Annotated in this window: 9 protein-coding genes; 4 read left to right on the top strand and 5 right to left on the bottom strand. The window is 72.9% G+C overall.

From position 1 onward, the window contains the following. Positions 1–124: 124 nt before the first annotated feature. Entirely contained in the window at positions 125–637 is a 513-nt protein-coding gene (locus tag AB0C36_RS20170) for a F0F1 ATP synthase subunit B (RefSeq protein ID WP_358355946.1), read from the top strand. Between the two features lie 42 nt (positions 638–679). Here AB0C36_RS20170 and AB0C36_RS20165 read toward each other — a convergent pair whose 3' ends face one another. After that, positions 680–1,195: a hypothetical protein gene (locus tag AB0C36_RS20165; RefSeq protein ID WP_358355868.1), complete on the bottom strand. Its 516-nt coding sequence runs from the start codon at positions 1,193–1,195 to the stop codon at positions 680–682. A gap of 842 nt (positions 1,196–2,037) precedes the next feature. Between AB0C36_RS20165 and AB0C36_RS20160 the strand changes: the two genes are divergently transcribed. Continuing rightward, positions 2,038–2,562, top strand: a complete 525-nt coding sequence (locus tag AB0C36_RS20160; protein WP_358355866.1) for a L,D-transpeptidase — start codon at positions 2,038–2,040, stop codon at positions 2,560–2,562. A gap of 31 nt (positions 2,563–2,593) precedes the next feature. Here AB0C36_RS20160 and AB0C36_RS20155 read toward each other — a convergent pair whose 3' ends face one another. The 3 genes from AB0C36_RS20155 to AB0C36_RS20145 all read right to left on the bottom strand — a co-directional run bounded on the left by AB0C36_RS20155 (position 2,594) and on the right by AB0C36_RS20145 (position 5,233). Then, positions 2,594–3,553: a LysR family transcriptional regulator gene (locus AB0C36_RS20155; protein WP_358355865.1), complete on the bottom strand. Its 960-nt coding sequence runs from the start codon at positions 3,551–3,553 to the stop codon at positions 2,594–2,596. A 174-nt stretch (positions 3,554–3,727) separates the two neighbouring features. Continuing rightward, positions 3,728–4,660, bottom strand: coding sequence for a 3-keto-5-aminohexanoate cleavage protein (locus AB0C36_RS20150; protein ID WP_358355863.1), 933 nt, complete (start codon positions 4,658–4,660; stop codon positions 3,728–3,730). A gap of 99 nt (positions 4,661–4,759) precedes the next feature. After that, entirely contained in the window at positions 4,760–5,233 is a 474-nt protein-coding gene (locus tag AB0C36_RS20145; RefSeq protein ID WP_358355861.1) for an Lrp/AsnC family transcriptional regulator, read from the bottom strand. 186 nt (positions 5,234–5,419) lie between these two features. On the opposite strand from AB0C36_RS20145, the gene AB0C36_RS20140 reads away from it, so the two are divergent. Further along, the gene (locus tag AB0C36_RS20140; RefSeq protein WP_358355859.1) at positions 5,420–9,139 is read left to right on the top strand and encodes an indolepyruvate ferredoxin oxidoreductase family protein; all 3,720 of its coding nucleotides are present in this window, start codon (positions 5,420–5,422) and stop codon (positions 9,137–9,139) included. A 133-nt stretch (positions 9,140–9,272) separates the two neighbouring features. Then, the gene (locus AB0C36_RS20135; protein ID WP_358355857.1) at positions 9,273–11,660 is read left to right on the top strand and encodes a molybdopterin-dependent oxidoreductase; all 2,388 of its coding nucleotides are present in this window, start codon (positions 9,273–9,275) and stop codon (positions 11,658–11,660) included. A gap of 186 nt (positions 11,661–11,846) precedes the next feature. On the opposite strand, the gene AB0C36_RS20130 is transcribed toward AB0C36_RS20135, so the two are convergent. After that, the coding region (locus AB0C36_RS20130; protein ID WP_358355855.1) for a phosphatase PAP2 family protein at positions 11,847–12,617 on the bottom strand (771 nt) is incomplete at its 5' end.

Here is a 12,617-nt window from a genome sequence, read left to right as displayed (position 1 = left end):
CTTGGCAACGGAGGAAGCCACCGTGACGCACCTTGCCGCAGGGGACGAGGCGACGATCCTTTGCGTCCCGACGCACGACCCGACGTACGACCCGACGGTCCCGTGCGTCCCCAGGCACGAGCCGATGAACCCCCTCCTCCCACCGCTCGACGAGATCGTCATCGGTGGCGTGGCGTTCCTCGTCGTCTTCTACTTCCTCGCGAAGGTGCTCCTGCCGCGGATCAGGAAGACGCTGGAAGAGCGTACGGACGCCATCGAGGGCGGCCTTGCCCGTGCGGAAGAGGCCCAGGCGGAAGCGCAGGCCAAGTTGCTGCGTCATCGCGCCGAACTGATCGACGCCCGTCGCGAAGCGGGCCGTCTCACCGCGGAAGGGCGTGAGCGGGGTGCCGCGGCCCTGGCCGAGCTGCGGGCCGAAGGCGCGCGCATCAAGGACGAGATCGTCGCGTCCGGCCACGCGCAGATCGAAGCCGACCGCAGGCAGGCCTCCATCGTGGTCCGGCAGGACCTCGGCAAGCTGGCCACCGACCTGGCCGGCCGCATCGTCGGCGAATCGCTCAGGGACGAGGCACTCCAACGCCGAATCGTCGACCGCTTCCTCGACGACCTCGACCAACAATCCCCCGTCACCAGCAAGTAACCGCTCGCCGAATGCCTTAATCGGCCACCCCGCTGCCCCCGGCTACTGCGCCGGGTTCGGCGGTACGAGCGCCCGCGCCACCATCTCCACTCCGGCCTCGGCCATGTGCGCCACGACAGCGGCGGCCAGCCGATCGTCGCAGATCACCAGCGCAGACTCCTCCGCGCCTCGATGGACTCGATGGATCGGGATCGCAACATGGCCGGGGAGAGTTGAGAGGTACCACTGGTCCCGGTCGGTCGTCCACATGTGCGCGTACTCGTTCAGACCGGCCGTTGGCGGGTCCAGCTGGCCCACTTGGATTGACGGCGGGGGCAGTACGCGTGGCGGGGCCGCCCGGTTCTCGAGCGCGTCCACATACCCGCGCGCACGTTCGAGGTCGAAGGCCGGTGCCAATCGGCGCAGTTCGCGTAGGGCGGTCATCCGCCCGCCGGCGGCGAGGACGTCGCGGATGCGTGTCTCGAGGGCGTCGGGTACGTGACGCCGCGTGTGGTGGAAGAGGAACCCGTCGATCCACGCGTCGTCCGCCAGGTCGACGGCCGGCACGAAATACAGCACTGCTGTCTTCGCATCGACCAGGTACGCTCCCCCCCCGCACGCTGTCATCGTCCCGGGGTGACGTGTCGTTCCGGCCTTCGCGCGGTTCGTGGCGGACGAGCCAGCCGAAGCCGAGGTCCCGTACGCGGACCGCATCCTCGAACGCCGCCCGTGCGGCGGTGGCCTCGGGCACCAGGCGTGCGACGACCTGGGAGACGGCTTCTTGGCGCGTGATCACTGCGCAATCGTGTCGGCTGCCACCCTGGGCGGACCACAGGATTTCGATGCGGGAATCGTCGGGCCTGACGGGGTCTGGGCAGCCGGGTCGCCGTTCACGGGGCCGAGTGACTGTCGCTGTTGGTGGGGGCGTCCCTGGTGGGGGGTGCAGGGCGGTGCGGAGGTCTTCGGCGCTGCGGGAGTGGACGGCTGTCATCGCCGGTTTGCGGGCGGCGGCGAGCGTACCGGGAGGTGGGGCGTGCGCGCGGTCGATGTCGGTGTGTGTCCGGGGGCGGGCCAGTGGCGCAGTGCGCCGTCGATGTCGCAGAGCACGGCGTCGTAGGGCCGGACGGGCATGGTCGGCGCTCCTGGAGGGTGGAATTCCGGGCTCGGGCGGCGGTGCGCGCCGGTGCCCCGGCGGTCAGCCGGCGGAGCCGAACTCCATTGCGGCGCCTGGCATATGACTCCGATTGTGCGGGGACTTGCGTGGTCGCGCGGCTGCTGCGAACGGGTCTTCGCTACCACGATCGGCCTTCCTCCGGGCGGGTGACGCCGAGATGCGCGGGGCGGCTGGGCACCGTGATCCTGGAGGGCCGCCCCGGGCTCCGATCCCGCCCTGGGCGTTCGGCCCAGCGCAGGAGACCGTCATGCGTGACATGCGAACAGCAGCCCGCTTCGCCGCCCGATCCGACGGGCCGCGGCGTCCGCTCAGGCACGTGCTGCTGTCGTCGTCGCTCGCCGGCGCGCTGCTGTTCGCGCTCGCGCCCGCGGTCGAGGCGGCGCCCGCGGCGGCGGCGAACCCCTGCCCGCGCGGGTACGTCCGCATCGTCTGCGTGAACCTCGACAACCAGACACTGTGGATGCAGGACAAGAACGGCCACCGTACGTACGGCCCCGTCCCGATCCGCAGCGGCCGCAAGGGCTTTCCGACGCGTACCGGCCTCAAGTCGATCTACGCCAAGCGGGTGAAGGACTGGTCGTACGCCTACAACGTGTCGATGCCGTACGCGCAGTACTTCGACGGCGGGCAGGCGTTCCACGCGTACGCGGGCGCGATCACCACGCCGCCCGGCTCGCACGGGTGCGTGAACATGCGGCTCGCGGACGCGAAGCGGTTGTTCTCGCTCACGCAGAAGGGCGACCGGGCGTACATCTGGGGCCGCCGCCGCTGAGCTGCCGGTGGAGTCGGGTGCGGCCGGGCACTCAGCCGCCCGGCCCGTCGCCGCGTCCGTCGCCCCGCGCCTCACCCCGCGCCTCGCCGCGTCCGTCGCCGCTCGCGTGGAACACGGTCGCGTTGATGCGCCGGGCGAAGCCGTAGAACGCGCGGACTTCGGCGCGCATCGCGCGCCGCGCGGAGACCAGCCCGATCGTGCGGTGGATCGGCGGGGAGAAGGACCGCATGCGCACCATCGCGTCGAACCCTTCGAGGAGGTCGCGGTACCAGAGCATGGACCCGAGGCCGCCCGCGACGCCGGCCAGCCACGCGGCGCGTTCGTCGGTCTCCAGGACGACGGCGGGGCGTATCCCGGCCGTGGCGAAGAACTCCTCGAAGTCGGCGCGGCGCGGGGAGGCGCGCGTGGGCACGATCATCGGGTGCCCGTCGAGGAGTTCCCAGGGCAGCGGATCGGGCAGGTCGACGTTCTGCGGGGAGACGAGGACCACCTCGTGCGGGCGGAGGAGGTCCATTTCGAGGTCGGTCGGCGCCGGCAGGTCGGTCAGGCCCACGTCGATCTCTCCCGCGCGCAAGGCGTCGAAGATGGGGTCCCGGCTCGGGAACGTGACGACGTCGACGGTGATGCCGGGGAGGTGCCGGGCGAACCGGGGCGACAGGGCGCTGATCATCTGGATGGCGAGCGCGGGCGTGGTGCCGAGGCGTACCGGCCGTGCGGCGGCCGCGGGGGTCGCGTCCTTGGGACGCATCGACTCGCCGATCGCCGCGACGCCGGCCAGGACCCGGTGCGCGAGTTGGACGACCGCCTCGCCCTCGGAGGTGAGCCGGGCCCGGCCCTGGGAGCGGAGCAGCAGCGGGACCTTGAGCTCGCGCTCCAGTGCCTGGATCGCGCGGGTGACGGCGGGCTGCGCGGTGAACAGCGCCTCGGCCGCCGCCGAGATCGAGCCGTGCTCCACGATCGCGATGAGGTAGCGCAGCTGCTGGAGGGTCACCCGCGCAACGTAGCGAGCGGAGGCGGAATGCACGATGCCGAACGCGAAATTGATCCCCCCGAATACCACCCCCAACTGCGGGAATCATCCCGCCACTTGTCCCGCGCCCACCGAAGGGCGCCGCCCGCTTCCCGTTGCGGGTCGTCGTTCGGTGCAGTGCGCGTGGCTGCTGGCTCAGTCGCCGATGGGGCCTGGGTATTGCGGGGAGGGGAGGGCGAGGAGGGCCGGGACGTCGCGGGGGGTGGCCAGGGGGCGGCCGACTTCCTTGGCCAGGGCGGCGGCCTCGCGTACGAGTTCGGCGTTGGTGGTCTCCCGCAGGCCCGGACCCGCGTGGTCCTCGAGGCCGACGTGGAGGTGTCCGCCGAGTTCGAGGGCGAGGCGGGCGACGGGGGTGGCGAACAGGTCGCCGCCCATGACGGCGACGGACCACGGCAGGCCGGTGCCGTCGAGCATTTCGAGGTAGGCGCGGAGCGCGGCCGCGGTGGGCGGCAGGCCGAAGGACGGGCCCGCGGTGGTGCGGCCGAGGTAGCCGTACTCGCCGCCGAAGTAGATCTTGACCATGGCCCCCGCCGGCAGGCGTCCCGCGCGGTGCCAGGCGAGGACGACGCGTAGGAACCCCGGTTCGTAGATGGCGAGGCTCGGACCGAGGCGGAGTTCGGCGCACAGGGCCATCTGGTGGCGGATGTCGTCGTAGCTGTTGCGGTAGACGATGCCGCCGGTGGGGATGCCGTCGGCGTCGCAGCCGCCGAGGTTGACCGAGCCGGGGTCGACGATGCCGATGCGCAGCCAGCCGCCCTTGGCGAGGAGTTCGACGTGGGCGTAGGAGCCGGCGACGTCGGGGGCGTAGCCGACGGTGGGGTAGACGAGGGTGTCCGGGCGTTCGGCCATCAGGGGGCGCCAGGCGCGCAGGTAGCGTTCGGCGACTTCCTCGCTGGTGGTGGGTCCGGACAGGTCGATGTGGTTGTGCAGGATCGCCGCGCCGGCGTCGATGGCGGCGACGGCGTCGCGGGCGATGTCGGCTGGGTCGCGCGGTGCGAGCGGGTTGATGCCGTTGAGGGCGGCTTCGATGATCACCGCGTCGGTGCTGTGGGTGGTCGGGACGGACACGAGGGCCTCCTGACGGACCGTCCGGTTTCGGGGCCGGGCGGTGGGTACGTGTGCCGGGCTCCGGGCGCCTGGGGTGGTACGGCTGCCGATCGTGGCGGATCATGCCTCGCGAGTCCAGGATCCGAGGACCATCAGGGTCTTGGTTCCGGTGACGCGGCCGTCGCGCCGCAGGGTGTCGATGACTTCCTGGAGGTGGGCGATGTCGCGGACGCGCACGTGGATGAGCGCGTCGGGGTCGCCGGCGATGGTGTAGACGGCCTGGATCTCCGGGACGCCGGTGGTGGTGCGCATGATCTCCTGGACGGTGGTGCTGCCCGCGTACCGCAGTTCGGTGAACGCCTCGATGCCCCAGCCGAGTTTCGCGTGGTCGATCTGCACCGAGAAGCCGGTGATGACGCCGAGGTCGCGGAGCCGGTCGACGCGGCGTTTGACGGCGGCGACGGAGAGGCCGACCTCGGCGGCCATGTCGGAGAAGGTCCGGCGGCCGTCCTCGCGCAGGAGGCGCAGCAGGCGGTGGTCGGTGTCGTCGGCGTCGGCCATCGGGGACCTCTCGATTCGGGGCTTCGTACGCAAACTATTGACGATAATCCCCGCCACAGCGTCAAGCATTTGCGTCTTTTGGCGCATTTACCTCTAGGTACTTGCGTGACCTCGGGAGCGTTGATGTGCTTTCGGGGCACCACCCGCTCCGCGGTTTCCGTATGTCCGCGTTCGCGTCGCCCGCATTTCCCGCTCCTGCCCTGCGTGTCGGAGGCTCCTGTGCGTATCGATCCGTCCGCCGTGTCGCTCGACGACAAGTACGCCGCCGAGGAGGGACGCGTTCTGCTGTCCGGCGTCCAGGCGCTGGTACGCCTCACGCTGGAGCAGCGCCGCCTCGACGCCGCGCGCGGCCTGGACACGCGGGTGTTCGTGTCCGGCTACCAGGGCTCGCCGCTGGGCACGCTGGACCTGGAGATGGGCCGTGCGGCCCGGTTCCTCGACCCGGCAGGCGTGGTGTTCCAGGCGGGTCTGAACGAGGAGTTGGCGGCCACCGCGGTGGCCGGCAGCCAGTTGGCCGACCAGGTGCCGGGCCGCCGGCACGACGGCGTCGTGGGGTTCTGGTACGGCAAGAACCCGGGCCTGGACCGGGCGGCCGACGCCATCCGGCACGCGACGCTGGCCGGGACCGCGCCGCTGGGCGGGGCGGTGGCGTGGATCGGCGACGACCCGTCGAGCAAGTCGTCGACGGTGCCCAGTTCGTGCGAGCCGATGGCGGAGAGCCTGGCGATGCCGCTGCTGGCTCCCGGATCGGTGGCGGAGGTTCTGGAGTTCGGGCTGCACGCGGTGGCGATGTCGCGGGCGAGCGGGCTGTGGACCGGGCTGAAGATCGTGGCGGATGTCGCGGACGCGTCGGCGACGGTCGACGCGGGCGGGTTCGCGGGCGTCGTGCCGGAGCCGGTGCGGACGCCGCGCGGTGCCGCCGCCGCGCTGGTGGGCCCGGCGTCGCTGGACGCCGAACTCGACATGCTGACCCGGCGCCTGGACCTGGCCCGTGCGTACGCCCGGTCGGTCGGCCTGAACCGCATCATGGCCGGCGCCCCGCACTCCCCCGCGACCGCGACCCCGGGCGCGCGGCTGGGCGTCCTCGCCTCGGGCACCCAGTACGCGGTCGTCGTCCGCGCGCTGCGCGACCTCGGCATCGGCGAGGCGGAGCTTGCGGACCTGGGGCTGCGGCTGATCCGCCTGGGCATGCCGTTCCCCGTGGACGCCGCGGAACTGGCCGAGCTGACGGCCGGGTTGGACGAGGTCCTGGTGGTGGAGGACAAGGTGCCGTTCCTGGAGGGGCACCTGAAGGAGGCACTGTACCGGCGGCCGGACGCGCCGCTGGTGCTCGGTCGCCGCGACGAGGCGGGGCGCCCGCTGCTGACCGCCCGCGGCGCGGTCGGCGCCGAGGACGTGGCGCGGGTCCTGGCCGCCCGGATCGGCGCGGACCGCCTGCCGCACACCGCGGCCGCGGTCCTGTCGTCGGGTGCGCCGAAGCGGCCCGCGCGGATCGCGCTGCCGATGGCGGCGTCGCGTACGCCGTACTTCTGTTCGGGCTGCCCGCACAACACCTCCACCCGGACGTCGGACGACACGCTGGTGGGCGTCGGCATCGGCTGCCACGCGATGATCGCGCTCGACGGGCGCGGGCGCGGCAACCAGATCGGGCTCACCCAGATGGGCGGCGAGGGCGCGCAGTGGATCGGCCTGGCACCGTTCACGGACGACCGGCACTTCGTGCAGAACCTCGGCGACGGGACGTTCCACCACTCGGGTTCGCTGGCGGTGCGGGCGGCGGTCGCGGCCGGGGTGCGGATGACGTACAAGCTGCTCTACAACGACGCGGTGGCCATGACGGGCGGGCAGCGCGCGGAGGGCCGCATGGACGTGCCGACGCTCACGCGGTGGCTCGCGCTGGAGGGCGTGCGGCGGGTCGTGGTGACCACCGACGACCCCGCGGCGTATCGGGGCATCGCCCTGGACCCGGTGGCGCGGGTCCGGCACCGCGACGAACTGGCCGACGTGGAACGCGAACTCGCCGGGGTCGAGGGTGTCACGGTGCTGATCCACGACGACCGCTGCGCCGCCGAGGAGCGGCGGCTGCGCAAGCGCGGGCAGCTGCCGACTCCCGCCGAGCGCGTCGTGGTCAACGAGCGGGTGTGCGAGGGCTGCGGCGACTGCGGGGACCAGTCGACCTGCCTGTCGGTGCATCCGGTGGACACCGTGTTCGGTCGCAAGACGCGCATCCACCAGGCCTCGTGCAACTCGGACTTCTCCTGCCTGAAGGGGGACTGCCCGTCGTTCCTGCTGGTCGAGCCGGGAACGCGTACGCGCCGCGCGGCGCGGCCGGATCTTCCGGTGGACCTGCCGGAGCCGGTGCGCCGGTTCGCGGCGGACGGTGACGGCGTGCTGCTGCGCATGCCCGGGATCGGCGGCACGGGGGTGGTGACGGTGTCGCAGATCCTCCAGATGGCCGCGCACTTGGACGGCCGGTACGCGGCGGGCCTGGAACAGACCGGTCTCGCGCAGAAGGGCGGCCCGGTGGTGAGCGACGTGCGCATCGCGGACGCCCCGATCGAGGGTGCCCTGCGGGCGTCGCGTGGCACGGTCGACGTGCTGGTGGGCTTCGACCTGCTGGGCGCGGCGGCGGACGGCAATCTCACGTCGGTGCGCGCCGGGCACACGGTGGCGGTGGTCAACACGGCGATCGTGCCGACGGCGGCGATGGTCACGAACCAACTCGCGCTGCCGGGCTCGCCGGACGACGCGGTGGCGCGCATCGAGGCGGCCACCGCGGCGCCCGGCGCGGCCCCGCCGGCGGAAGGCGCGGCGGCCGCCCGGTCCAACCTGTACTTCGACGCGCTCGGACTGTCCGAGGCCCTGTTCGGCGACCACATGCCGGCGAACATGCTGCTGCTTGGCGCCGCGTACCAGCACGGCTGCCTGCCGCTCGGCGCGGAGGCGGTGGAGGCCGCGGTACGCCTGAACGGGGCGGCCGTGGAAGCGAACCTGGCCGCGTTCCGCTGGGGCCGCGCGGCGGCGGTCGACCCGGCCGCCGTGCTCGCCGCCGTCGCCGTTCCCGACCGCCCGGTGGTGGCGGTGGACGCGGTGTCGCAGGCACTGGCCGAGCGCGCGGCGGCCGACGCGAACGCGCCCGACCTGAGTTCGCCCCACGCGAGTTCGCCCGACGCGAGTTCGGCCGACGCGAGTTCGGCCGACGGAGGTCCGCCCGTGGGCGGCGGCGGGCTGCGCGACGTGCTGGCCACCCGGATCGCGGATCTGACGGGGTTCCAGAACGAGGCGTACGCGCGCACCTACGCCGACGACGTCCGGCGCGTCACCAAGGCCGCGCGTGCCCGGGTCGGCGCGGCGGACGGCGCGCGGATCGGCGCCGCGTACGCGCGCGGGCTGCACAAGCTCATGGCGTACAAGGACGAGTACGAGGTCGCGCGCCTGCACCTGGACACGGTCGAGAAGGCGCGCCGCGACGAGGAGTTCGGTGCCGACGCGGACGTGTCGGTGCTGCTGCACCCGCCGGTGCTCCGCGCGCTGGGGGTCAAGCGGAAGATTCGGCTGCGGCGTACCGCGGTTCCGGCGTTCCGTGCGTTGCACGCCGCGCGTGGGCTGCGCGGCACCCGGCTCGATGTCTTCGGGTACGCCCGGGTCCGCAAGGTCGAGCGCGCGCTCGTCGGCGAGTACCGCCGGGCGGTGGACGCCGCGGTCGGCTTCCTGGACACGTCGACCGTGGACGCCGTGGTCGCGCTCGCGGAACTGCCGGATGTCGTGCGTGGCTACGAGGACATCAAGTTGGCCCGGGTGGCGGAGTTCCGGTCTCTGACGCGGTCCGCGCTCGAGGAGTTGGCCGCGCCGACACCGCGGGCCGACCGGACGGGCGCGGCGCTCGGTGGCAGCGACGCGGACCGCCCGGAGCGTGCAGAGGTACGTTCCGTCTCGTGACCGCGCCTCCCGTCGGTAGTCCGCCGCAGTTTCCGGAATTGCGTCCAACGAAAACCAGTAGTCGCCCTTCTCCCCGCACGCGATCTCTGCGATAGTCGCGCACGTTTCGGCAGAGCTAGGGAGGCCGGTCCGGATGAGCACGGCACAGCAGACCGACGGCGACGGCACGGCACGCACGACCGGCCCCGCGGCAGGCACCGTACAAGGCGCCATCGAAGGCGCGACAGAAGGCGCCGCACAAAGCACCGGCGAAGGCGCCGCGGAAGGCGCCACCACGGTGCACCGCCGCACATGCCACCTGTGCGAGGCCATGTGCGGCCTTGAGGTCCACGTACGCGACGGCCGTGTGCACAAGATCCGGCCGAACCGCGACGACGTGTGGAGCAAGGGCCACATCTGCCCCAAGGGCACGACGCTCGGCGCCCTCCAGGAGGACCCCGACCGACTCCGCGCGCCCGTGGTCCGCGACGGGGACACCTGGCGCGAGGTCACCTGGGACGAGGCGTTCGCCGAGTGCGAGCGCGTCATGAGGCCGGTGCTGGACGCGTACGGCCCGCAGGTGCTCACCGCTTTCCTCGGCAACCCGCTCGCCCACAACATGGCCCTCGCCCGGTACGCGGGCGTGCTGGTCGGCATGGCCGGCATCCACCACATCTACTCGTCCGGCACCGTCGACCAGTGGCCCAAGAACGTCTCGGCCCTGCTGATGTACGGCGGCATGTGGACCATCCCGGTGCCCGATCTGCGGCGCACCGACGACCTGTTCGTCGTCATGGGCGCCAACCCGCAGGCCTCCCAAGGGTCGCTGCTGGCGTGCCCGGACATCATGGGCGAGATCAAGCGCATCCGGCGCGGCGGCGGCCGCGTCGTCGTGGTCGACCCGCGGCGCACCGGAACCGCGGACGCGGCCGACGAATGGCTGCCCATCGTGCCGGGCACGGACGCCGCGCTGCTGATGGCCGTCGTGCACGTGCTGTTCGCGGACGGCCTGGTCGACCTCGGTCCCGCCGCTGCGCACATCGCGGGCATCGACACGCTTCGCGACCTTGCGCGCGACTGGACGCCCGAGTCCGTCGAGGACGCCACCCGTGTGCCCGCCGACCGCATCCGGCAGCTCGCCCGCGAGCTGGCCGCCGCCCGCTCCGCCGTCGTGTACGGCCGCATCGGCCTGTGCAACCAGGAGTTCGGCACCCTCGCGAGCTGGCTCGTCGATGTCGTCAACATCCTCACCGGGCACTTCGACACGCCCGGCGGCCTGATGTTCCCCAAGCCGATGAACTGGTCGGTGGCGACGCTGACCCAGCACAGCAAGTCGGCCGAGGGCGCGCCGTTCGGGCGCTGGCACTCGCGCGTGCGCGGTGCCCCCGAAGTCCTCGGCCAGGTCCCGGCGTCGTGCCTCGCGGAGGAGATCGACACCGAGGGCGAGGGCCGCATCCGGGCGCTGGTGACCATCGCGGGCAACCCGGCGGTCAGTACGCCGGGCGCGGCGCGGTTGCGCGAGGCGCTGCCGAAGCTCGACGCGATGGTCAGCATCGACAACTGGATCAACGAGACCACCCGGCACGCGAACGTGATCCTGCCCGGCCCCGGGCCGCTGCAGGTGCCGCACTTCGACGACCTGATGTGGAACTTCGCCGTCGGCAGTGCCGGGAAGTGGTCCGAGCCGGTGCTGCCGGCCGACCCCGACCGCCCGGCGGAGTGGGAGATCGTGCTGCGGCTGGCGGCGATACTCGCGGGCCAGAAGGCCGACGAGGTGGACGTCGCGGCGCTCGACGACATGTGGTTCTCCACGCTCGTGCGGATCTGCGGCCTCGACCCCGACGAGGTGCTGCCGCACTATGAGCGCGGCGGGCCGGAGCGCATCGCGGACCTGTCGGTGCGTACGGGCCCGTGGGGCGACCGCTACGGGCGGGTCGAGGGCGGCCTGACCCTCCAGGACTTCAAGGACGCCCCGAACGGCCTGGAACTGGGGCCGATGGAACCGCGCATCGCCGAGGTGCTGGCGGCGGCCGGGTTCGAGAGCGTGCAGCTCGCGCCCGACTACATCACCGCCGACCTCCCCCGGCTGCGCGCCCATGTCGAACGTGCCGCCGACCCGTCGTCGCTGCTGCTGGTCAGCCGGCGCCACCTGCGGTCGAAGAACTCGTGGCTGCACAACGTCCCGGCGCTGGTCGGCGGCACCAATCGGTGCACGCTGCTCATGCACCCGGACGACGCCGCGCGTGCCGGGCTGGCCGACGGCCAGGACGCCGAAGTCGCCTCGCCCGAGGGCACGATCAACGTCGCCGTGCAGGTCACCGACGAGATGATGCCGGGCGTGGTCTCCATGCCGCACGGATGGGGCCACGACGAGCCCGGTACGCGCATGGCCACGGCCCGCGCCCACGCGGGGGTCAACTCCAACGTCCTGGCGCCCGGCGCGTTCGTGGACGCCATCTCCGGCAACGCCGCGGTCAACGGCATCCCCGTCACGGTGGCCCCGCTGCCGGTGCCGGCGGCGGAACCGGTCCCGGCGGGCTGAACTGGAGCTGAACGGGGGCTGAGCGCGGGCTGGTCGCGGGTGGCCGGTGGCTGCGCGGGGGCTGCCGCGGGCAGCACCGGCCGATTCGCGTCACGTGCACGGCTGTCGGGCCGCCCACACCCCCAGTGTGGGCGGCCCGACGCGGTGTGCCGCGCGCACCCGGGACGCCCCGGGCGGCCGTTCGGTTCACCGGCGTTCGGGCGGCACCAGCGGGTCGGCTCCGCGCCACGCGAAGACGGCGACGGATGCGGCCAGGATGGCCGCGCCGAGGAACCATCCGGCAACGACGTCCGAGAGGTAGTGCGCGCCGAGGACCACGCGTGTGATGCCGACGCCGACCACCGACAGGGCCGCCGGCGCGTACACCCAGGGACGCACCCGGCTCGACAGGTACGGGAGCAGGAGCAGTACCACCACTCCGGCGCCGACGGTCGCGGTCATGACGTGTCCGGACGGGAAGGAACCACCAGGTCCGGTCACCGTCATGCCCTGCGGTCGCGGCCGGTCGAACGCGACCTTGCACAGGCCGCTGATCCCGACGGCCGCCACCAGTGCGACCGCCGCCCACAGCACGTGGCGGCGGGCGCCGCGGCGCCACCACAGCCATGCGCAGAGCACCAGCGCGACGCCGCGGAAGGCGAACGGGTCCCACACCCAGTCGCTGAGGATCCGCAGGACGTCCTCGCGGACGGGATCCGCACGCACCCAGCGGTCGGACGTCTTGGCGACGTCCGCGTCCATGCGCTCCAGCGGTGCCCACGCCGACTCGACGAGGACCGCCAGGACCGCGAACACCGCGCAGCCGACGGCCATGAGCGCCGCCACGGTACGGGTCCCCGGCCCGGTACGCCCGGGCGCGGCCCGGGTCCCGGTCCGGGTCCGGGTTCGAGTGCCCCCGCCCGACCGCGTCCCCGCCTCGGCGCGCGTTTCCGCGTGCCGAGCGTTGCGCCGCTCGGC

This window comes from Streptodolium elevatio, assembly GCF_040649515.1.
Lineage (GTDB): Bacteria > Actinomycetota > Actinomycetes > Streptomycetales > Streptomycetaceae > Yinghuangia > Yinghuangia elevatio.
This window is presented reverse-complemented; position numbering and strand designations above follow the sequence as displayed.